This window comes from Isoptericola halotolerans, from assembly GCF_045689585.1.
Taxonomy (GTDB): Bacteria; Actinomycetota; Actinomycetes; order Actinomycetales; family Cellulomonadaceae; genus Isoptericola; species Isoptericola halotolerans_B.
The window spans coordinates 3,224,312-3,245,860 of record NZ_CP140108.1 but is presented as its reverse complement, the minus strand read 5'-3'; the positions used below and the strand labels follow the sequence as shown (position 1 = coordinate 3,245,860).

General features: G+C 72.8%; 20 protein-coding genes and 1 riboswitch. Of the genes, 15 read left to right on the top strand and 5 right to left on the bottom strand.

The features are described from left to right. Positions 1 to 73 precede the first annotated feature (73 nt). From yvcK to UQW22_RS15220, 7 genes are all read left to right on the top strand, one after another. The gene (gene yvcK / locus UQW22_RS15250) at positions 74 to 994 is read left to right on the top strand and encodes a uridine diphosphate-N-acetylglucosamine-binding protein YvcK (RefSeq protein ID WP_407317923.1); all 921 of its coding nucleotides are present in this window, start codon (positions 74 to 76) and stop codon (positions 992 to 994) included. Between the two features lie 57 nt (positions 995 to 1,051). Continuing rightward, positions 1,052 to 2,032: a DNA-binding protein WhiA gene (gene whiA, locus UQW22_RS15245; protein WP_407317922.1), complete on the top strand. Its 981-nt coding sequence runs from the start codon at positions 1,052 to 1,054 to the stop codon at positions 2,030 to 2,032. 244 nt (positions 2,033 to 2,276) lie between these two features. Further along, positions 2,277 to 3,281 (top strand): type I glyceraldehyde-3-phosphate dehydrogenase, encoded by a 1,005-nt coding sequence (gene gap, locus UQW22_RS15240; protein WP_407317921.1) that lies wholly within the window; start codon positions 2,277 to 2,279, stop codon positions 3,279 to 3,281. Positions 3,282 to 3,424: 143 nt separating this feature from the next. Next, positions 3,425 to 4,624 (top strand): phosphoglycerate kinase, encoded by a 1,200-nt coding sequence (locus UQW22_RS15235; RefSeq protein WP_407317920.1) that lies wholly within the window; start codon positions 3,425 to 3,427, stop codon positions 4,622 to 4,624. Positions 4,625 to 4,697: 73 nt separating this feature from the next. Beyond that, on the top strand, positions 4,698 to 5,465 hold the full coding sequence (gene tpiA, locus UQW22_RS15230; RefSeq protein WP_407320830.1) for a triose-phosphate isomerase: 768 nt from the start codon (positions 4,698 to 4,700) through the stop codon (positions 5,463 to 5,465). Between the two features lie 174 nt (positions 5,466 to 5,639). Next, entirely contained in the window at positions 5,640 to 5,885 is a 246-nt protein-coding gene (secG, locus tag UQW22_RS15225; RefSeq protein ID WP_407317919.1) for a preprotein translocase subunit SecG, read from the top strand. A 111-nt stretch (positions 5,886 to 5,996) separates the two neighbouring features. Continuing rightward, positions 5,997 to 6,362 carry an RNA polymerase-binding protein RbpA gene (locus tag UQW22_RS15220; RefSeq protein WP_407317918.1) on the top strand — a complete coding sequence of 122 codons (366 nt, stop codon included), beginning with the start codon at positions 5,997 to 5,999 and terminating at the stop codon, positions 6,360 to 6,362. Between the two features lie 107 nt (positions 6,363 to 6,469). Here UQW22_RS15220 and pgl read toward each other — a convergent pair whose 3' ends face one another. From pgl to tkt, 5 genes are all read right to left on the bottom strand, one after another. Next, entirely contained in the window at positions 6,470 to 7,234 is a 765-nt protein-coding gene (gene pgl, locus UQW22_RS15215) for a 6-phosphogluconolactonase (RefSeq protein ID WP_407317917.1), read from the bottom strand. After that, on the bottom strand, positions 7,231 to 8,166 hold the full coding sequence (gene opcA, locus UQW22_RS15210) for a glucose-6-phosphate dehydrogenase assembly protein OpcA (protein ID WP_407317916.1): 936 nt from the start codon (positions 8,164 to 8,166) through the stop codon (positions 7,231 to 7,233). The genes pgl and opcA overlap by 4 nt, the downstream gene beginning before the upstream one ends. Before the next feature lie 28 nt (positions 8,167 to 8,194). Further along, entirely contained in the window at positions 8,195 to 9,736 is a 1,542-nt protein-coding gene (gene zwf, locus UQW22_RS15205) for a glucose-6-phosphate dehydrogenase (RefSeq protein WP_407317915.1), read from the bottom strand. 66 nt (positions 9,737 to 9,802) lie between these two features. Further along, positions 9,803 to 10,915, bottom strand: coding sequence for a transaldolase (gene tal / locus UQW22_RS15200; protein ID WP_407317914.1), 1,113 nt, complete (start codon positions 10,913 to 10,915; stop codon positions 9,803 to 9,805). A gap of 101 nt (positions 10,916 to 11,016) precedes the next feature. Then, positions 11,017 to 13,128, bottom strand: a complete 2,112-nt coding sequence (gene tkt, locus UQW22_RS15195; RefSeq protein ID WP_407317913.1) for a transketolase — start codon at positions 13,126 to 13,128, stop codon at positions 11,017 to 11,019. A 358-nt stretch (positions 13,129 to 13,486) separates the two neighbouring features. On the opposite strand from tkt, the gene UQW22_RS15190 reads away from it, so the two are divergent. The 8 genes from UQW22_RS15190 (at position 13,487) to der (ending at position 21,243) form a co-directional block, all read left to right on the top strand. Next, positions 13,487 to 14,455, top strand: a complete 969-nt coding sequence (locus UQW22_RS15190) for a heme o synthase (protein WP_407317912.1) — start codon at positions 13,487 to 13,489, stop codon at positions 14,453 to 14,455. A 33-nt stretch (positions 14,456 to 14,488) separates the two neighbouring features. Then, positions 14,489 to 15,442, top strand: coding sequence for a site-specific tyrosine recombinase XerD (gene xerD, locus UQW22_RS15185; protein WP_407317911.1), 954 nt, complete (start codon positions 14,489 to 14,491; stop codon positions 15,440 to 15,442). A gap of 123 nt (positions 15,443 to 15,565) precedes the next feature. Continuing rightward, positions 15,566 to 16,477 carry a ParA family protein gene (locus UQW22_RS15180; protein WP_407320829.1) on the top strand — a complete coding sequence of 304 codons (912 nt, stop codon included), beginning with the start codon at positions 15,566 to 15,568 and terminating at the stop codon, positions 16,475 to 16,477. Beyond that, positions 16,461 to 17,330 (top strand): segregation and condensation protein A, encoded by an 870-nt coding sequence (locus tag UQW22_RS15175; RefSeq protein WP_407317910.1) that lies wholly within the window; start codon positions 16,461 to 16,463, stop codon positions 17,328 to 17,330. The genes UQW22_RS15180 and UQW22_RS15175 overlap by 17 nt, the downstream gene beginning before the upstream one ends. Beyond that, positions 17,327 to 17,971, top strand: a complete 645-nt coding sequence (gene scpB, locus UQW22_RS15170; protein WP_407317909.1) for an SMC-Scp complex subunit ScpB — start codon at positions 17,327 to 17,329, stop codon at positions 17,969 to 17,971. The genes UQW22_RS15175 and scpB overlap by 4 nt, the downstream gene beginning before the upstream one ends. Before the next feature lie 19 nt (positions 17,972 to 17,990). Beyond that, complete coding sequence (locus tag UQW22_RS15165; RefSeq protein ID WP_407317908.1) at positions 17,991 to 18,800, top strand: pseudouridine synthase; 810 nt, start codon at positions 17,991 to 17,993, stop codon at positions 18,798 to 18,800. Positions 18,801 to 18,842: 42 nt separating this feature from the next. Continuing rightward, complete coding sequence (gene cmk, locus UQW22_RS15160; protein WP_407317907.1) at positions 18,843 to 19,532, top strand: (d)CMP kinase; 690 nt, start codon at positions 18,843 to 18,845, stop codon at positions 19,530 to 19,532. Positions 19,533 to 19,686: 154 nt separating this feature from the next. After that, positions 19,687 to 21,243, top strand: coding sequence for a ribosome biogenesis GTPase Der (der, locus tag UQW22_RS15155; protein WP_407317906.1), 1,557 nt, complete (start codon positions 19,687 to 19,689; stop codon positions 21,241 to 21,243). 86 nt (positions 21,244 to 21,329) lie between these two features. After that, a riboswitch (FMN riboswitch) is annotated at positions 21,330 to 21,460 on the top strand. Positions 21,461 to 21,549 lie beyond the last annotated feature (89 nt).

Genomic DNA, 21,549 nt, shown 5'->3' with positions numbered 1-21,549 from the left:
GACACCCGGTTCCGGGACGGAGGGGTTCCACCAGGGCGCCCGCGGCCTCGGCGGGCCCGAGGGGCCCCGGACGGTGGCCCTCGGCGGGGGGCACGGCCTGTCCGCCAGCCTGCAGGCGCTGCGACTTCTGACCGAACAGCTGACCGCCGTCGTGACCGTGGCCGACGACGGCGGGTCGTCGGGTCGGCTGCGCGACGAGCTCGACGTCCTGCCGCCGGGCGACCTGCGCATGGCGCTGGCCGCGCTCTGCGACGACTCGGAGTGGGGGCGCACGTGGAGCGACCTGCTGCAGCACCGGTTCACCACCGGCGGTGAGCTCGACGGGCACGCGATGGGAAACTTGCTCATCGTCTCGCTGTGGGAGCGCCTGGGGGACACCGTGGCCGGCCTCGACTGGGTCGGGCGCCTGCTCGGTGCGCGGGGCCGGGTCCTGCCCATGGCCTCCGTGCCGCTGGTGGTCGAGGCCGACGTGGTCGACCGCGGCGTCGCCGCGACCGTCGTCGGGCAGAGCAGCGTCGCGCGGTGCGGCGGCCGGATCGACCAGCTGCGTCTCGACCCCGCCGAGCCGCCCGCGTGCCCGGAGGCGGTGCGTGCGGTGCTGGACGCCGACTGGGTGGTCCTGGGCCCGGGGTCCTGGTACTCGTCGGTCCTCGTGCACCTGCTCGTGCCCGGGCTCGCTGCAGCGTTGCACGCGACGTCCGCGCGGCGCTGCGTCACCCTCAACCTCAGCGCCGAGCCGGGGGAGACCCACGGGCTCTCCGCACCCGAGCACCTGGGGGCGCTGCGCCGGCACGCGCCTGACCTGAGCATCGACGTCGTGCTGGCCGATCCCTCGGCCGTGGACGATCTCGACGAGCTGCGCACGGCGGCGGACGCGCTCGGTGCCCGCCTCGTCGTGGCACCGGTGGCGCGCGGTGACGGCACGCCGCGCCACGACCCGTTGCGGCTCGCCGCCGCGTACCGGGACGTCTTCGAGGGCACCGTCGCCCGGTGAGCCGATCGACCCGCGACCTCGACGGCGCAGGTCACGGGCGCGTGGCAGGATGACGCCATGGCGCTGACGGTAGAGGTGAAGGACGAGCTGTCCCGGCACGTGGTGACCCGGACGTCGTGCCGCAAGGCCGAGGTCTCGGCGATGCTGCGGTTCTCGGGCGGGCTGCACATCATCTCGGGGCGCGTGGTGATCGAGGCGGAGCTCGACACGAAGTCGGCGGCGGCACGGCTGCGCCGAGCGATCGGGGACCTGTACGGGCACACGAGCGAGCTCATCGTGGTCCGCGCCGGTGGCCTGCGCAAGAACGACCGGTACGTGGTGCGGGTGGTACGCGACGGCGAGTCCCTGGCCCGGCAGACGGGTCTGCTGGACTCGCGGGGGCGTCCGGTGCGGGGGCTGGCCCCGGAGGTCGTCTCGGGCGGGGTGGACGCCGCCGAGGCGGTGTGGCGCGGCGCGTTCCTGGCGCACGGGTCCCTGACGGAGCCGGGCCGGTCGATGTCGCTGGAGGTGACCTGCCCGGGGCCGGAGGCCGCGCTGGCGCTGGTCGGCGCGGCGCGCCGGATCGGGGTGCAGGCCAAATCGCGCGAGGTGCGCGGCATCGACCGCGTCGTGGTGCGTGACGGCGACGCGATCAGCGAGGTCCTGCGCCGGATGGGCGCGGTGTCCACGCGCCGGACGTGGGAGGAGCGCAGGGCCCGGCGGGAGGTCCGGGGCACGGCGAACCGGCTGGCGAACTTCGACGACGCGAACCTGCGACGGTCGGCCCGCGCGGCGGTCGCGGCGGGCGCCCGGGTCCAGCGCGCGTTCGAGATCCTCGGCGACGAGGTGCCCGACCACCTGCGCGAGGCCGGCGAGCTGCGCCTGGCCCACAAGCAGGCCTCGCTGGAGGAGCTGGGTCAGCTGGCGGCGCCCCCCTTGTCCAAGGACGCGGTCGCGGGACGGATCCGGCGGCTGCTCTCGACGGCGGACAAGCGGGCGATGGACCTCGGCGTGCCGGACACCGAGGCGGGGCTGTCACCGGACCTGCTGGACCTGTGAGGCCCGGGACGCCCACTGGTCGGACCACCTGTCTCACGGGGGGCCGGAGTCAGCACCCGGCAACGGATGGGTATAGGCTCCGAGGTGTCAGGTGACGACGGTGTGACCCTGGGTTTGATGTCCCGGCCATGCGTCACGGGACCTCCGGGGTGGCTCCGTGTCTACCAGCGCGCCGAGTGCGCGCGAGAGTTGGCATCAACCGTGTGCGCCGGTTCGGATCCGGCGCGCCCTGAGGAGGGCTATCGTGACCATCCGCGTCGGCATCAACGGCTTCGGCCGCATCGGACGTAACTTCTACCGGGCTCTCGTCGAGTCGGGTGCGGACATCGAGGTCGTGGGCGTCAACGACCTGACCGACAACAAGACGCTCGCGCACCTGCTGAAGTACGACACCACCCTGGGTCGCTTCGGCAAGACCGTCGCGTTCGACGACGACAACATCATCGTCGACGGCACCAAGATCCGCGCTCTGGCCGAGCGTGACCCGGCCAACCTCCCCTGGGGCGAGCTCGGTGCGGACATCGTCATCGAGTCCACCGGCTTCTTCACCGACGCCACCAAGGCCAAGGCGCACATCGACGCCGGCGCCAAGAAGGTCATCATCTCCGCCCCGGCGAAGAACGAGGACGCGACCTTCGTCATGGGTGTGAACAGCGACCAGTACGACCCGGCCGCGCACCACATCATCTCGAACGCGTCGTGCACCACCAACTGCCTCGCGCCGCTGGCCAAGGCCCTCAACGACTCGATCGGCATCGAGCGTGGCCTGATGACCACGATCCACGCCTACACCGGCGACCAGAACCTGCAGGACGGTCCCCACAAGGACCTGCGTCGTGCCCGCGCCGCCGCGCAGAACATCGTCCCCACGACGACCGGTGCCGCCAAGGCCGTCGCCCTGGTGCTCCCGGAGCTCAAGGGCAAGCTGGACGGTTACGCCCTGCGCGTCCCCGTGATCACCGGCTCGGCCACGGACCTGACCTTCGAGGCCCCGAAGGACGTCACGGTCGAGGAGGTCAACGCCGCGGTGAAGGCCGCCGCCGAGGGCCCGCTCAAGGGCGTGCTGTCCTACGTCGAGGACGACATCGTCTCCTCCGACATCGTGACCGACCCGCACCAGAGCATCTTCGACGCGAAGCTCACCAAGGTGATCGGCAACCAGGTCAAGGTCGTCTCCTGGTACGACAACGAGTGGGGCTACTCCAACTCCCTCGTGTCGCTGACGGAGCTCGTCGGCGAGAAGCTCTGACGAACCGCCACGCCCGAGCGTGACCACGACGTCCGCGGGTGCGCGGTCCGCCCGTCCCCGTGACGAGCGGACCGCCGCACCCGCGGACGTCGTCGTGTCACGAGCACCCGCCACCACCCGACCTTCCTGCACGAGGTGAGCTCATGAAGACGATCGACACTCTCGGAGACCTGCGCGGGCGACGCGTCCTGGTCCGTTCCGACTTCAACGTGCCGCTGGACGGCACGACCATCACGGACGACGGTCGCATCCGTGCGGCGCTGCCCACGCTCGAGCGGCTGTCCGACGCCGGTGCGCGCGTCGTCGTCATGGCCCACCTGGGACGCCCGAAGGGCGCCCCGGACGAGAAGTACTCCTTGGCCCCGGTCGCCGCTCGCCTCGGCGAGCTGCTCGGCCAGGACGTGGCGCTGGCCACGGACCTGGTCGGTGACTCGGCCCGTGCCACCGTGGACGCGCTCGGCGACGGGCAGGTGGCCCTTCTGGAGAACGTGCGCTTCGACGCCCGCGAGACCTCCAAGGTCGACGCCGAGCGGGCGGAGCTGGCCGGCGAGCTCGCCGAGCTGGCCGACGCCTTCGTCTCCGACGGCTTCGGCGTGGTGCACCGCAAGCAGGCGTCGGTGTACGACGTCGCGCAGATCCTCCCGTCGGGGGCGGGCGACCTGGTGCTCAAGGAGGTCGAGTCGCTCTCGCGTGCCACGACCGACCCCGAGCGTCCGTACGCCGTCGTGCTGGGCGGCTCGAAGGTCTCGGACAAGCTGGGCGTCATCGCCAACCTGCTCACCAAGGCCGACCGGCTGCTCATCGGTGGGGGCATGGTGTTCACCTTCCTGGCGGCCCAGGGCCACTCGGTCGGGGCCTCGCTGCTCGAGGAGGACCAGGTCGACACCGTGCGCGGTCATCTGGCCGAGGCGGAGAAGAACGGTGTCGAGATCGTGCTGCCGACGGACATCGTCGCCGCGGACTCGTTCGCCGCGGACTCGCCGCACACGACCGTCGCGGCGGACGCGATCCCCGACGGCAAGATCGGCCTGGACATCGGTCCGGAGTCCGGCAGGCTGTTCGCGGCCAAGCTGGCCGACGCGAGGACCATCGCCTGGAACGGCCCCATGGGCGTCTTCGAGTTCGAGGCCTTCGCCGGCGGCACCCGCGCGGTCGCGCAGGGCATCGTGGAGGCCACCGCCGCCGGGGCGTTCTCGATCGTCGGCGGCGGCGACTCCGCTGCGGCCGTCCGGATCCTCGGCTTCGACGAGGACGGCTTCAGCCACATCTCGACGGGTGGGGGTGCGAGCCTCGAGCTGCTCGAGGGCAAGGAGCTGCCGGGCCTGACGGTCCTGGCGGACTGAACCGACGATCCTCCACGATCCCAACCACCACGACACGAAGGACACGACTGTGGCCACGAACCGCACGCCGCTGATGGCGGGCAACTGGAAGATGAACCTGGACCACGCCGAGGCGATCGCGGCGGTCCAGAAGCTGGCGTGGACGCTCAAGGACGCCACGCACGACTACTCCGCGGTGGAGGTGGCGGTGCTCGCGCCGTTCACCGACCTGCGCTCGGTGCAGACCCTCGTGGACGCGGACAAGCTCGAGATCCGCTACGGGGCGCAGGACGTCTCGCAGCACGAGTCCGGCGCCTACACGGGCGAGGTCTCGGCGGGGATGATCTCCCGCCTCGGTTGCACCTATGTCGCCGTCGGGCACTCCGAGCGCCGCGAGTACCACGCCGAGAGCGACGCCGTCGTCAACGCGAAGGTCAAGGCCGCGTTCGGCAAGGGCGTCACGCCGATCCTCTGCGTCGGCGAGGGGCTCGACGTGCGCAAGGCGGGCGACCAGGTGTCCTTCACGCTGGCGCAGCTCGACGCCGCGCTGGACGGGGTGCCCGCCGCGCAGGCCAAGGACGTCGTCGTCGCCTACGAGCCCGTGTGGGCCATCGGCACGGGCGAGGTCGCCACGCCCGAGGACGCGCAGGAGGTCTGCGGCGCGATCCGCGCCCGGCTCGCGGAGCTGTACGACGACGGGCTCGCGGCGGGCGTGCGAGTCCTGTACGGCGGCTCGGTCAAGTCGGGCAACGTCGCGCAGATCATGGAGCAGCCGGACGTCGACGGCGCACTGGTCGGCGGGGCGAGCCTCGACCCGGAGGAGTTCGCGAAGATCGCGCGGTACCAGTCGCACGTCGCGTGAGCCCCTCGGACGGTGCGCCACGCGCACCGTCCACCCCGAACGCCTCTCGTGGCGGTCACCCCTCGGTCATGCGAGGGGTTCGCCACGAGAGGCGTTCGTCACCTAGTCTTGAGCCCGCCGGGCAATCCCGGCGCCGTCAGCCCGCCGTGAGGCGGCCGAGAACCGAGGACACCCATGTTCGCCGCGTTGACCATCTTTCTGAACGTCGTGCTGGTGATCACCAGCGCGTTCCTGATCCTGCTCATCCTGATGCACAAGGGCAAGGGCGGGGGCATGTCCGACATGTTCGGGGGCGGGATGTCGAGCGCGGCGGGCAGCTCCGGGGTCGCCGAGCGCAACCTCAACCGCATCACCGTGGGCATCGCCCTGGTGTGGGTCGTGGTCATCGTGCTCCTCGGTCTCGCCACCAAGGTGAGCTGACGGACCAACGAGCCGCAGCGGGGGCGCGGCGTCGGGCGGCATCGGGGGGCGCCGTCGGGCACGAGGATCGTCCGTGGGCATGGCCCACTGAGTCGAAGGTGAGGACGACACGTGGCAACTGCTGGACACGCCATCCGTGGCTCGCGCGTCGGGGCCGGACCCATGGGAGAGCAGGAACGCGGCGAGGTTGCGCCGCGGACCGCTGTCTCCTACTGGTGTCTCAACGGTCATGAGACACGCCCGAGCTTCGCCGCCGTGGAGGACATCGAGCCTCCTGAGCACTGGGACTGCCCACGGTGCGGATTTCCCGCGGGCCAGGACCGGTCGAACCCGCCGGCGCCGCTGCGCAACGAGCCGTACAAGACCCACCTGGCGTACGTGAAGGAGCGGCGCTCGGAGGACGAGGGTGCGGCCCTGCTGGAGGAGGCGCTCGAGACGCTCCGCGCGAAGCGCTCGGGGCTACGACAGGCGAGCTGACGACCGGCGCGGGCGTCCGGAGGCATCTCGCGGGCGAGACGGCCCCGGACCCCGCCGGGCGATCCGGCTCCGCGTGGGACCGTGGAGCGTGGACGCGCAGCGCGACGTCAGGCGGTAGGCGCGGCCGCGGCGGCGTCGAGCAGCCACAGGGTGCGGTCGTGTCCCACGGCGCGGACGGCGGGGACCTGAGTCACCGGGCCGTCCGACAGTGCCGCAGCGGTCTGGGCCGCCTTCTCCGCACCCGCGGCGACGACCCACACCTCGCGGGCGGCGCCGATCGCCGCGAACGTCAGGGAGACGCGTTCCGGCGGTGGCTTGGGCGAGCCGTGGACGCCGACGACCGTGCCGGAGGCGCCCAGGGCGGGGTGCTCGGGGAACAGGGACGCGACATGGCCGTCGGGGCCCATGCCGAGCAGCAGCACGTCGAAGGGCGGCACGTCGCGGCCGTCCGGCGCGAACGACGCCAGCTCGTCGGCGTAGGCTGCCGCTGCCTCCTCCGGCGTGGTGGCCTCGCCCGGACCCGCACCATGCGCGGGCACGGCGTGGACGTGGCGCTCCGGCAGGCCCGAGGACGCCACGAGGTCGTCGATGAGCGCCTCGCGAGCCTGGGTCTCGTTCCTGTCGGGATCGCCGGCCGGCAGGAACCGCTCGTCGCCCCACCACAGGTGAACGCCGGACCAGTCCACCGCGGTGCGCAGCGGGCTCGCGGCGACGGCGGCGAGCGTCTTGATCCCGACGGTCCCCCCGGTGAGGACGACGTGCACCGGGCTCCGCACCGACTGGACGTCGAGCACCCGGGTGAGCAGCCGGGCCGCTGCGGCCTCGGCGAGGACGGACGCGTCGGGGTGGACCACGACGAGTCGGGTGCTCATGCGGTCTGCTCCACGGTCTCGACGCGGGTCAGGCCCTTGCCCAGCACCTGGCCGTAGATCTCGTCGGGGTCCAGGCGCCGGAGCTCCTCGATGAGGGCCTCGGAGAGCGACCGGATCGGCAGCGACATACGGCGTTCGGGTTTGCCGGGCTGGCTGATCGTGACCACGCGGCCGTCCGGGCGGTCCAGCACGATCGGACCGCTCTTGCGCTCGAGCGTGACCCGGGTGATCGCGTCGGACCCCGGGGTCCGCACGACCGTGGCCGGGCACCGCAGCTTCAGCCCCAGCCAGGCGGCGAGCAGGTCGAGCGAGGTGTGGTGCGCCTGTCCCTCGACCCGGACCGAGGTCACCGGTTCGTACGGGGGCTGGTCGATGGCGGCGGCGATGAGTCCACGCCACAGCGTGACCCGCGCCCACGCGAGGTCGGTGTCGCCCTCGGTGAACGACCTGGCGAGGCGTCCGAGCATCGCCACCGGGTCGGTGGCCGTGGTCGTGTCGGTGATCCGCCGCTGAGCCATGGACCCCAGCGGGTCGGAGGTCGGGTCGTCCGGCCCGCCGGTGGGCCACCACAGGACGATGGGTGCGTCCGGCAGCAGCAGCGGCATGACGAGCGTGTCGGGGTGCTCGGTCAGCGGCTCGGCGCACCGCAGGACGACGACTTCCGAGGCACCGGCGTCGCCGCCCACCCGGATCTGGGCGTCGAGCCTGCCCGCCGTGGCCCGGGCCGCGAGCGGCGCGACGACGACGACGCGGCAGGGATGCTCGTGGCTGGCCTCGTTGGCGGCGGCCACCGCCGCCTCGACGTCCTCCTCGACGGCGACGACCACCAGGGTCAGGACGCGGCCGAGCGCGACGGCGCCGCCCTCGTCGCGCAGGTGGTCGAGCCGCTTGCTGACCGCGTTCGTCGTGGTGTCCGGCATGTCGATGATCATGGGTGTGCTCCTTCGTCGTGCCGGCGGGTCAGGGACGGCGCCACGTGCGGCCGTCGCGGGCCATCATGGCGTCCGCCGACGGCGGACCCCAGGACCCCGACGGGTAGGGCTCCGGGCGGCCCTTGTGCGCCCAGTGCGCGATGACCGGGTCCAGGATCTTCCACGACAGCTCGACCTCCTCGCGCGTGGGGAACAGCGGCGGGTCGCCCAGCAGGACGTCGAGGATGAGCCGCTCGTAGGCCTCGGGGGAGGACTCGGTGAAGGAGTGCCCGTAGCCGAAGTCCATCGTGACGTCGCGGACCTCCATCGCCGTTCCCGGCACCTTCGCGCCGAACCGCATCGTGACGCCCTCGTCCGGCTGGACACGGATCACGAGGGCGTTGCTGCCCAGGTCCGAGGTCAGCGAGCTCTCGAACGGCAGGTGCGGGGCCGTCTTGAACACCACGGCCACCTCGGTGACGCGACGGCCGAGGCGCTTGCCGGTGCGCAGGTAGAACGGCACCCCGGCCCAGCGCCGGTTGTCGATGTCGAGCCGGACCGCCGCGTACGTCTCGGTGGTGGACTCGGGGTTGAAGCCCTCCTCCTCGAGGAAACCCGGAACCTTCTCGCCACCCTGCCAGGCCGTGGCGTACTGGCCGCGCGCCGTGTGCCGGCCGAGGTCGCGGGGGAGCCGGACGGAGGAGAGCGCCTTGATCTTCTCCGCACGCAGCGCGTCGGCGTCGAAGTCGACCGGCTCCTCCATCGCCACCAGGGCGAGGAGCTGCAGCAGGTGGTTCTGGATGACGTCGCGCGCCGCACCGACGCCGTCGTAGTAGCCGGCGCGACCACCGATGCCGATGTCCTCGGCCATGGTGATCTGCACGTGGTCGACGTAGTTGCTGTTCCACAGCGGCTCGAAGAGCTGGTTGGCGAACCGCAGCGCCAGGATGTTCTGGACCGTCTCCTTGCCGAGATAGTGGTCGATGCGGAACACCGACTCCGGCTCGAAGACCTTGGAGACCACCGCGTCGAGCTCCTGGGCGGAGGCGAGGTCGTGCCCGAACGGCTTCTCGATGACGACCCGGCGCCATGCGTCGTCCGCCGACTCGGACAGCCCGGAGCGGGAGAGCTGCTCGCACACCAGGGGAAAGGCGCTCGGCGGGACCGACAGGTAGAAGGCGTGGTTGCCGCCCGTGCCGCGCTCGGCGTCGAGGTCCTCCACGGTGCTGCGCAGGCGCTCGAACGCCTCGGGGTCGTCGAACGACCCTTGCACGAACCGGATGCCCTCGCTCAGCTGCTTCCACGTCGCCTCGCGGAACGGCGTCCTGGCGTGCTCCTTCACCGCGTCGTGGACGATCTGGGCGAAGTCCTGGTCGTCCCAGTCGCGGCGGGCGAACCCCGTGAGGGCGAACCCGGGCGGCAGCAGGCCACGGTTGGCGAGGTCGTAGACCGCCGGCATCAGCTTCTTGCGGGAGAGGTCGCCGGTGACCCCGAAGATGACGAGCCCGCACGGCCCGGCGATCCGGGGGAGCCGGAGGTCGAGCGGGTCGCGCAGCGGGTTCTGCTCAGCAGTGATCTTGGCCGGTCTCACGGTGCCCCGTCTCTCTCGTCGTGCATTCGTCGTGCTGCAGAGTGGCTGGTGTCGCGCCGGGTCCGCTCACGCGCCGGCGGCGTCGAGCCCGGTCTTGGTGGTGGTGAGCAGCTCGTCCCAGCTCTTCTCGAACTTGGACACGCCCTCGTCCTCGAGCCGTGCCGTCACCTCGTCCAGCGAGATACCTTGCGCCTCGACCGCGTGCAACGTCGCAGCCGCGTCGTCGGCCGTGCCGCTGACCGTGTCGCCCACGATCTCGCCGTGGTCCGCGAAGGCGTCCAGGGTGGCCTGCGGCATGGTGTTGACCACGCCGGGCGCCACCAGCTCGGTGACGTAGAGCGTGTCCGGGTAGGCCGGGTCCTTCACCCCTGTGGAGGCCCACAGCGGCCGCTGCGGCTGCGCACCGGCGGCGGCGAGGCGCTGCCAGCGCTCGGAGGCGAAGACCTCCTGGTACGCGGCGTAGGCGAGGCGCGCGTTGGCGATCGCGGCGCGGCCGCGCAGGGCGAGCGCGCCGTCGGTGCCGACGTCGTCGAGCGCGGCGTCGACCGTGGCGTCCACGCGCGAGACGAAGAACGAGGCGACCGACCCGATGGGGGCGAGGTCGTGCCCGTTGTCGCGGGCCTGCTCCAGCCCGGTCAGGAAGGCGTCCATGACCTGGCGGTAGCGCTCGATCGAGAAGATGAGGGTGACGTTGACGCTGAACCCGGCCGCGAGGGTCTCGGTGATCGCGGGCAGGCCCTCGACCGTGGCGGGGATCTTGATCATGATGTTGGGGCGGTCGACCGTCTCCCACAGGCGTCGCGCGGTGGCGACCGTGGCCGCGGTGTCCCGGGCGAGCCGCGGGTCGACCTCGATGGAGACCCGGCCGTCGACGGCGTCCGTGGCGTCGTAGACGCCGCGCAGCACGTCCGCCGCGGCGCGGACGTCGTCGGTGGTGATGGCCTCGACGGCGGCCTCGACGTCGGTGCCGGCGAGTGCGGTCAGCGCGCTGTCGTACGCGGTCCCCGCGGAGAGCGCGGCGGCGAAGATCGTGGGGTTGGTGGTGACGCCGACGACGTCGTGGGAGTCGACGAGGCCGGCCAGGTTGCCGGTGTCGAGGCGCTCGCGCGAGAGGTCGTCCAGCCAGATGGACACGCCTGCCTCGGAGAGGCGTCGGGTGGGTCGGTTCGTCTCGGTCATCTCAGGTCTCCTGCCTCGGCACCGGTGGCTTCACCACCGTGCTCGTCACATGGTGGGCGACGACGGCGGCCGACGCCTGTCGGCCGCCGTCGTCGGGGTTCTCACTCGCCGCGGGCCTCCGCGACGGACTCGCGGGCGGCGGCGGCCACGGCCTCGGCCGTGATGCCGAACTCGCGGTACAGCGTCTGGTAGTCCGCCGACGCGCCGTAGTGCTCCAGCGAGACGCTGCGACCGGCGTCGCCGACGATGTCGCGCCACCCCTGGGCCACGCCCGCCTCGACCGACACGCGTGCCTTCACACCGGTCGGCAGGACCGACCGGCGGTACTCGGCGTCCTGACGGTCGAACCACTCGCGGCTCGGCATCGACACCACGCGGGCGGCGATGCCGTCGGCGGCGAGGAGCTCGCGCGCCTCGACGGCGAGCTGCACCTCGGAGCCGGTGCCCACCAGGATGACGTCCGGCGTACCGTCCGTGTCCAGCAGCGTGTAGGCGCCGCGCAGGGTGCCCTCGGCACCGGCGAAGCCCTCCGTGCCGCGCGGGAACGTCGGCACGCCCTGACGGGTCAGCACGAGCCCCGCCGGGTGGTCGCGGTCCTCGAGGATGCCCCGCCAGGCCCAGGCGGTCTCGTTGGCGTCCGCGGGACGGACGACGTCGAGCCCCGGGATGGCGCGCAGCGCGGCCAGGTGCTCGACCGGCTGGTGGGTCGGGCCGTCCTCGCCGAGACCGATCGAGTCGTGCGTCCAGACGAACGTCGACGGGATCCCCATGAGGGCGGCCAGACGCACGGACGCGCGCATGTAGTCCGAGAACTGCAGGAACGTGCCGCCGTAGGGGCGGGTCAGGCCGTGCAGGACGATGCCGTTGAGGATCGAGCCCATGGCGTGCTCACGGATGCCGAAGTGCAGCGTGCGGCCGTACGGGTCGCCCGGGAACTTCTTGGTGGCGTGCTCGACCGGGACGAACGACGCCGCGCCGTCCATCGTGGTGTTGTTCGAGCCCGCCAGGTCGGCCGAGCCGCCCCACAGCTCCGGGAGCACGTCGGCGAGGGCGGAGAGCACCTTGCCGGACGCGGCACGCGTCGCGATCCCCTTCGTCGAGGCCTCGAACGTCGGCAGGGCCTCGGCCCACCCGTCGGGCAGCTCGCCGGCCTTGAGGCGCTCCAGCAGAGCGGCGCCCTCGGGGCTCGCCGTCTTCCACGCCTCGAACGCCGTGTCCCAGGCGGCCCGCTCGTCGGCCTGGCGCTCGGCGACGGCACGCGTGTAGGCGAGCACCTCGTCGTCGATGTGGAAGGACTTGCCCGGGTCGAGCTCGAGCGCGGTCTTCATGCCGGCGACCTCGTCGGCACCCATGGCCGAGCCGTGGATGCCACCGGTGTTCTGCTTGGTGGGCGCGGGCCAGCCGATGATGGTGCGCAGCGCGATGATCGACGGCTTGCCGGTCTCGGCCTTGGCCGCGTCCAGCGCCGCGGCGAGCGCGTCCGTGTCCTCGGTGTAGCCGGTGCCGCCCTGGGTGAAGTCCACGCGCTGGGTGTGCCAGCCGTAGGCGGCGTAGCGGGCCAGCACGTCCTCGGTGAAGGCGATCTCGGTGTCGTCCTCGATGGAGATCTTGTTGTCGTCCCAGATCACCACGAGGTTGCCGAGCTGCTGCGTGCCCGCCAGCGACGATGCCTCGGAGGTCACGCCCTCCTGGAGGTCGCCGTCGGAGGCGACCACGTACACGTGGTGGTCGAACGGCGAGGTGCCGGGCGCGGCGTCCGGGTCCAGCAGGCCCCGCTCGCGACGCGACGCGTAGGCCATGCCGACGGCGGAGGCGAGACCCTGGCCGAGCGGGCCCGTCGTGATCTCCACGCCGGGGGTGTGGCCGTACTCCGGGTGCCCGGGAGTCTGGGAGTCCCAGGTGCGCAGCGCGGCGATGTCGTCCATCTCCATGCCGTAGCCGGCCAGGAAGAGCTGCAGGTACAGCGTCAGCGACGAGTGCCCGGCCGACAGCACGAACCGGTCGCGGCCCACCCAGGCGGGATCGCTGGGGTCGTGGCGCATCGTCTTCTGGAACAGCAGGTACGCGGCCGGCGCGAGCGAGATCGCCGTCCCGGGGTGACCCGAGCCGCACTTCTCGACGGCGTCGGCGGCGAGCGCCTTGATGGACTTGACCGCGCGCGCGTCGAGTTCATTCCACTCGAGCGGCGACAGTGCGGGGTCGAACGCGTTCACGTATGCCTCTTTCCTGCCCGAGGCGATGCCCCGGGTGCTCTGCTGCTGTGGCCGGGCGCGGCAGGCCTCGTCGTGGCGGCGAGGACGGTCGCCGGCGCAGCGGACGGACCGGTGCGCACGACGGCACCAGTGCCCTGCGGTGTGCGTCTCCACACTAGCGGTGACGGCGCGCCGGTGCGTCCAAGCCTCGGGAGCGTCCCACCATGTGAGCCGCCAGGCTCGCGGGCAGGCTCGCGGGCAGGCCGACCCGGTTCTATCTCACAGGGCGGCGCGAACCGGTGCGGACGAGGGATCCTGCACGTCGTCGTACGATGGAGCCGCCCTGCCCGACCCCCTCGCGAACGGAAGCACCACGCGCGTGAGCACCCCGAGCCGCACGACGTCCGCCTCGTCGCCCTCGACCCGCGCCGCCGCGCGCCGCGGGGCGGATGACCGGAGCAGCGGCTGGCGGGACCGCGCGGGCGCCTACGTGGCGCTGACCAAGCCGCGGATCATCGAGCTGCTGCTGGTCACCACCGTCCCCACGATGATCCTCGCCGAGGGCGGCCTGCCCGATCTGTGGCTGGTCGTCAAGACCCTGGTCGGTGGGGCGCTCGCGGCGGGTTCGGCCAACGCCTTCAACTGCTACCTCGACCGTGACATCGACGAGGTGATGAACCGCACCAAGCGCCGCCCGCTCGTCACCGGGGAGATCGCGCCGCGGCAGGCGCTCGTCTTCGCCACGGCGCTGGGCGTCGTGTCGCTGGTGTGGTTCGCGTGGCTGGTCAACGTCCCGGCCGCGTGGCTGACCTTCGCGGCGATCGCGATCTACGTGGTCGGCTACACGATGATCCTCAAGCGCCGGACCTCGCAGAACATCGTGTGGGGCGGCATCGCCGGCTGCATGCCCGTCTTCATCGGCTGGGCGGCCGTCACGGAGTCCCTCAGCTGGGCGGCCCTCGCGCTGTTCGGGGTAATCTTCTTCTGGACCCCGCCGCACTACTGGCCGCTGTCGGTGAAGTTCAAGAAGGACTACGCCGACGCGGGCGTGCCGATGCTCCCCGTGGTCGCCTCCGACCGTCGCGTCGCCGCCGAGATGGTCGGGCACACGGTCGCGATGATCGTCTGCTCCCTCGCTCTCGTGCCGCTGGCCGGCATGACGTGGGTGTACACCGTCGTCGCGACGGCGCTGGGCGGTTGGTTCCTCTGGCTCACCGTGTCGATGCTGCGCAAGGCGCAGGGACGCGGCCGCAGCGGGCCCGGCGCCATGAAGGTCTTCCACGCCTCGATCACGTACCTGACGCTGCTGTTCGTCGCCGTCGCCGTGGACGTCTTCCTGCCGTGGTGACCTGCGGGGGCGTCGGGACGGCATGATGGGCGCGTGAGCGCTCCCGCCGACCTGCTGCACCCCGCCCTCGCCACGGCGGTGCGCGACTACCTCGCGCACCTGCGCGTCGAGCGTGGCCTGTCCACCAACACGGTCGCCGCCTACCGGCGCGACCTCGAGCGCTACGCGACCTTCCTCTCCGCCGCCGGGCGCACCGGGCTCGACCAGGTCGACGAGCGCGACGTCGCCGCCTACCTGACCACGGTGCGCGAGGGGTCCGACGGCGGCAGGCCGCTGTCTGCGTCGTCCGCCGCCCGGTCGTTGGCCGCCGTCCGCGGCTGGCACCGGTTCGCCCTCGCGGAGGGATGGACCGGCCACGACCCAGCGGCCGAGGTGTCCGCGCCCACCCAGACGCGCAGGCTGCCGCACGCCCTGAGCATCGACGATGTCGCCCGCCTGCTGGCCGCCGCCTCGGCGGGCGACACGCCGGCCGGGCTCCGCGACCGGGCGCTGCTCGAGCTGCTCTACTCCACCGGGGGACGGATCAGCGAGGTCGTCGGGCTGGACGTCGACGACGTCGGGTCCGACGCGGTCGTCCGGCTGTTCGGCAAGGGCGGCAAGGAACGGGTGGTGCCGGTCGGCTCGTACGCGCGCGACGCCGTCGACGCGTACCTGGTCCGCGGTCGTCCGGCCCTGGCGTCCGCGGGCGCCGGGCGCGGACGCAGCACCCCGGCGTTGTTCCTCAACTCGCGCGGCGACCGGCTGTCGCGGCAGAGCGCCTGGGCGGTGCTGCAGGGCGCGGCCGACCGGGCGGGGCTGACCGAGCACGTCTCGCCGCACACGCTGCGCCACTCCTTCGCCACGCACCTGCTGGCCGGCGGGGCCGACGTGCGCGTGGTCCAGGAGCTGCTCGGCCACGCCTCGGTGACCACGACGCAGATCTACACGATGGTGACTCCCGAGGCGCTGCGCGAGGTCTACGCCGCGACCCATCCCCGGGCGCTGTAGCAGCCTGACCCACCCCGGCCGCAGGGGTGTCGATGTCCGCCGCGCCGCGCGCCGGACCGATGCCCCGGACACCTCCGGTGTAGCGTGACGGACGTGAGCGACGCACCCGGGGGGAGCGACACGATGACGCAGCCTGCGACGGCCGAGAGCACGTTGCCCGGGATCCCGGGCCACGAGGCGGCACAGGAGGGCGCGGCCACCGACGTGGTCGGCCGGCCGCTGCCCGACTTCCCGGAACCGGCTCCGCGCACCACGCACGGGCCGGCCAGGATCGTCGCGATGTGCAACCAGAAGGGCGGGGTCGGCAAGACCACGACCACCATCAACCTCGGGGCGGCCCTGGCCGAGTACGGCCGCCGGGTGCTGCTCGTGGACTTCGACCCGCAGGGCGCCGCGTCGGTCGGGGTGGGCATCAGCCCGCACGAGCTCGACCTGAGCGTCTACAACCTCATCATGGACCGGGACGTCGAGCTGTCCGACGTCGTGCGGCCGACGGCGATCGACGGCCTGGACGTGGTGCCGGCGAACATCGACCTGTCGGCCGCCGAGGTCCAGCTCGTCGGCGAGGTCGCGCGCGAGTCGATCCTGTCGCGGGCGCTGCGCCCGGCGCTGGACGACTACGACGTGGTCCTGGTCGACTGCCAGCCGTCCCTGGGCCTGCTCACCGTCAACGCGCTGACGGCCGCCCACGGCGTCCTCATCCCCCTGGAGTGCGAGTTCTTCGCGCTGCGCGGCGTCGCCCTGCTGGTCGAGACGATCGACAAGGTCAAGGACCGCCTCAACCCCGACCTCGAGGTCGACGGCATCCTGCCCACGATGTTCGACTCGCGCACCCTGCACTCGCGCGAGGTCGTCGCGCGGGTCCACGAGGCGTTCGGCGACACGCTCCTGCACACCGTCATCGGGCGCACGGTGAAGTTCCCGGACGCCTCGGTGGCGGCCGAGCCCATCACCGCCTACGCACCCTCCCACCGCGGCGCGGCGGCCTACCGCCAGCTCGCCCGCGAGCTCGTCGCCCGTGGCCGCACCGCCTGAGGAGCGTCGCGAGGCACCGCGGGCGGGCGCGTTCACGGTCCACCTCGACAACTTCGACGGCCCGTTCGACCTGCTGCTGTCCCTCATCACGGCCCGCAAGCTGGACGTGACCGAGGTGGCCCTGGCCGCGGTGACGGACGACTTCGTCGCCCACATCCGGGCCGCGGAGACGGCGTCGCGGGAGGCGGCGGGCCGCGGGGAGGAGCGGCCGTCGTGGGACCTGGGCGTGGCGAGCGAGTTCCTCGTCGTCGCGGCGACGCTCCTGGACCTCAAGGCCGCCCGGCTGCTGCCCGGCGTGGTCGAGGAGGACGCCGAGGACCTGGAGCTGCTCGAGGCCCGCGACCTGCTCTTCGCCCGTCTGCTCCAGTACCGCGCCTACAAGGAGGTCTCGGCCGTCCTCGCCGAACGGCTGGCGACCGAGGGGCGCCGGGTGCCCCGCGCGGTGCCGATGGAGAGCCACCTGGCCGCGATGCTGCCCGAGCTCGTCTGGACGCTCGACGGGGACCGGATCGCCGCGCTGGCGGCGAAGGCGCTCGAACCGCGCCAGGCGCCGGTGATCGGTCTGAGCCACCTGCACGCACCCGCCGTGAGCGTGCGCGAGCAGGCCGCGATCGTCGCGCAGCGGCTGCGGCGCGACCACGTGGCGACGTTCCGTGCGCTCACCGCCGGGGAGGAACGCCTCGTGGTGGTGGCGCGCTTCCTGGCGCTCCTGGAGCTCTTCCGCAACGGCCAGGTGTCCTTCGACCAGGTGGCCGCGCTCGGTGAGCTGACGGTGCGGTGGACGGGCGGCGAGGGCGACGACGTCGGTGCGGAGTTCGAGGAGTTCGAGGGCGCCGTGGAGGGAGCCGCATGACGCAGGACACGACGACGGGACCCCGGGCCGGCGCCGCGACCGGCCCGGAGGAGGTCGACGGACCCGAGCCGGTCGACGTCGAGGACCTGCCCGGCGGGCTCGCCGCGGCGCTGGAGGCGATCCTCATGGTGGCCGAGTCGCCGGTCGCCGCCGAACGGCTCGCGGCCGCTGTCGGGCGTCCGACGGCGGAGGTCGCCCGGACGCTGGAGGACCTCGCGGCCGAGTACCGCGGCGAGGCGGGCGGACGCCCGCGCGGCTTCGAGCTGCGCAGGGCGGCCGAGGGCTGGCGCTTCTACTCGTCCGCCGAGCAGGCCGACGTGGTGGGCCGGTTCGTGCTGGAGGGGCAGTCGTCGCGGCTCAGCCAGGCCGCGCTGGAGACGCTCGCCGTGGTGGCCTACCGCCAGCCGGTGTCCCGCGGACAGATCTCGGCGGTGCGCGGGGTCAACGTCGACAGGGTCGTCCGCACGCTGCTCGCCCGGGGGCTGGTGGCCGAGGTCGGTCAGGACCCCCTGTCGGGTGCTGTGCTGTTCGGCACCACGGGCGAGTTCCTCGACCGGATGGGCTGGTCGTCGTTGGAGGAGCTGCCCCCGCTGGCCCCGCACCTGCCGGGCGTCGAGGCGGTCGGCGACCTCACGGACTGAGTCCTGCGACAATGGGTCCATGCCCACCTCACGCCGCGGCGGCCGCCGTCGCCCTCAGCAGTCGCAGAACGCCCAGACCCCGGCGGTCGACGTCCACGTCGCCGACGGGGTGCGCCTGCAGAAGGTGCTCGCCCAGGCCGGGCTCGGTTCGCGCCGCAAGTGCGAGGACCTGATCTCCGAGGCCCGCGTCGAGGTCGACGGGCAGATCGTCACCGAGCTGGGCGTGCGCATCGACCCCGACAAGGCCGTCGTCCGCGTGGACGGCATGACCGTCCAGCTCGACTCCTCCAAGATCACCGTGGCGGTGAACAAGCCGCTGGACATGATCTCGGCGATGAGCGACCCGGACGGGCGCCCCACGGTGGCCGAGCTGGTCAGGGACCGCCCCGAGCGGCTCTTCCACGTCGGCCGGCTGGACGCCGACTCCGAGGGCCTGCTGCTGCTGACCAACGACGGTGAGCTGGGCAACCGGCTCGCGCACCCCCGCTACGAGATCCCGAAGACCTACCTGGTCACGGTCGAGGGAGGCGAGGTCTACCCGCGGGTCATGAAGCAGCTCACCTCCGGCGTGGAGCTGGACGACGGGCCGGCGCGCATGGACAAGGTGCGCGTCGTCGACGCGGTGCCGGGGCAGACCATGCTCGAGGTGGTGCTGCACGAGGGGCGCAACCGCATCGTGCGACGGATGTTCGACGCCGTCGGCTTCCCGGTGTCGCGGCTGGTGCGCACCCGCATCGGCCCGATCGCCCTCGGGGACCTGAAGGTCGGCCGCTCGCGCGTGCTCGGGCGCACCGAGCTCGGCACCCTGATGCGCGCCGTCGACCTGTAGATTCCCCTCCGTCCTTCCCCACTCGAACGAGAGCGAGCACCTGTGGTCACCATCGCCGTCGACGGCCCGTCCGGGTCCGGCAAGTCCAGCGTCTCCAAGGCTGTCGCAGCCCGGCTCGGCCTGGCCTACCTCGACACCGGGGCCATGTACCGTGCGGCGACGCTGTGGTGCGTGCGCACCGACGTCGCGCTCGACCGGACGGAGGCCGTGGCCGCCGCGGTGCGGGGCATGCCGCTCGAGATGGGCGTCGACCCCGCCGCCCCGGGCGTCTCGCTCGACGGCGAGGACGTCGCGCTGGCGATCCGGACCACGGAGGTCACCGCGGCCGTGTCGCAGGTCGCCACGAACCTGCAGGTCCGCGACGAGCTGCGCCGCCGGCAGCGGGAGATCATCGCGCGCGAGTCCGACGGCGGCTTCTCCGCCGGGCGCGGGATCGTCGCCGAGGGACGTGACATCACCACCGTCGTCGCCCCCGACGCCGACGCACGCGTGCTGCTGACCGCGAGCGAGGAGGCGCGCCTGCGCCGTCGGTCGCTCGAGGTGCACGGAGCCGCGGACGCCTCGGCGGTCGAGGCCACCCGCGACCAGGTGCTGCGCCGGGACCGTGACGACTCGACCGTCAGCACGTTCCACGTGGCGGCCGACGGCGTGGTGACCGTGGACTCCAGCGAGCTGGACCTGGACCAGACCGTCGACGCCGTCCTCGCCGTCGTGGAGCGCACCGCCGTCTGACGGCCGCCGGCCGGCCCGCACCGGCCGCCCGCACCGGCCGCCCACGCCGGCCGCCCACGCCGGCCGCCCACGCCGGCGGGGCGAGACGCGCGTCACGCCGCCGCGGCGTCGGCGACGTCGCGCCGACCGGTGGGCACCTGGGACAATGGCTCCCATGACCACCCCCGCCGACGGCTCCGAGACCACGCCCGACGACGCCACCGACGGCCACGTCCAGGACGTCACGAACGTCGTCACCGAGTCCTGGGACGGGCCGCAGGGCAGCGATCCCGAGGACGACGAGGCGCGCGAGCGCGCGTTGCGCGCCGGGCTCGAGGACTTCGAGCTCGACGAGTCCGACCGCCTGCTGCTCTCCGACGACTGGGACGAGGACGGCCTGACGCCGGCCGAGCGCGCGCTGCCGGTCCTCGCCGTCGTGGGCCGGCCCAACGTCGGCAAGTCGACGCTGGTCAACCGCATCCTGGGCCGCCGCGAGGCCGTGGTCGAGGACACCCCCGGGGTGACGCGCGACCGGGTGAGCTACCCCGCGGAGTGGTCCGGCCGGCACTTCACGCTCGTCGACACCGGCGGCTGGGAGGTCGACGTCGCGGGCATCGAGTCGAAGGTGGCCGAGCAGGCGGAGGTCGCGATCTCGCTCGCCGACGCCGTCGTCTTCGTGGTGGACGCCCAGGTGGGCGCCACCGCCAGCGACGAGCGGGTCGTCGAGCTGCTGCGACGCTCCGGCAAGCCGGTCGTGCTGTGCGCCAACAAGGTCGACGGTCCCGCCGGCGAGGCGGACGCCGCCTACCTGTGGGCCCTCGGGCTCGGCGAGCCGATGCCCGTCTCGGCGCTGCACGGCCGGGGGACCGGCGACATGCTGGACGCCATCCTGGACGCGCTCCCCGAGCACTCCGAGCACGGCACGCTGCGCCCGGAGGGCCCGCGGCGGGTCGCGCTGGTCGGGCGCCCGAACGTGGGCAAGTCCTCGCTGCTGAACAAGATCGCGGGGTCCGAGCGCGTCGTGGTCGACGAGACCGCCGGCACGACGCGCGACCCGGTCGACGAGCTCGTCGAGATCAAGGGCATCCCGTACTGGTTCGTCGACACCGCGGGCATCCGTCGGCGCGTGCACCAGACGAGCGGCGCCGACTTCTACGCCTCCCTGCGCACGCAGGCCGCCATCGAGAAGGCGGAGGTGGCGGTCGTCCTGGTGGACGCCTCGGTGCCGCTGACCGAGCAGGACACCAGGGTGATCTCCCAGGCCGTGGACGCCGGCCGGGCCGTCGTCATCGCGTACAACAAGTGGGACCTCATGGACGAGGACCGCCGCCCGTACCTCGAGCGCGAGATCGAGCGCGACCTGGTGCAGGTCACGTGGGCGCCCCGGGTCAACGTCTCCGCCCGGACCGGGTGGCACACCGACAAGCTCGTGCGGGCGCTCGAGACCGCGCTCGACTCCTGGGACACCCGCATCCCGACGGGTCGCCTCAACGGATTCCTCGGTGAGCTCGTCGCCGAGCACCCGCACCCCGTGCGCGGCGGCAAGCAGCCGCGCATCCTTTTCGCCACCCAGGCGTCCACGCGCCCGCCGCGGTTCGTGCTGTTCGCCACCGGCTTCATCGAGGCCGGCTACCGGCGGTTCATCGAGCGCCGGCTGCGCGAGACCTTCGGGTTCGAGGGCTCGCCCCTCTCGATCAGCGTGCGGGTGCGCGAGAAGCGCCGTCGTCGCTGACGGCTCCGGCCGGGCGCCCGTGTGACCTGGCTCGCACCGCCGGTCGCCCCGGGTGCGGTATCGTCGCAGGACGAACGAGCAACAGCTCGCGTGCTCTGGGGTCGGTGAGAATCCGAGCCGGCGGTGAAAGTCCGCGACCCGGTCACAGCCAGTGACCGGTTGACCAGGTGGAACTCCTGGACCGACGGTCAAAGTCCGGATGGGAAGACGCACGCGACGCCTTCGCCCGCTCGCCGGCGTGGACCCGTCCACGACCCCGGTGCCCAGCTGCACCGTGTTCCCGGCGCGCGGCGACGACGCCGTGCA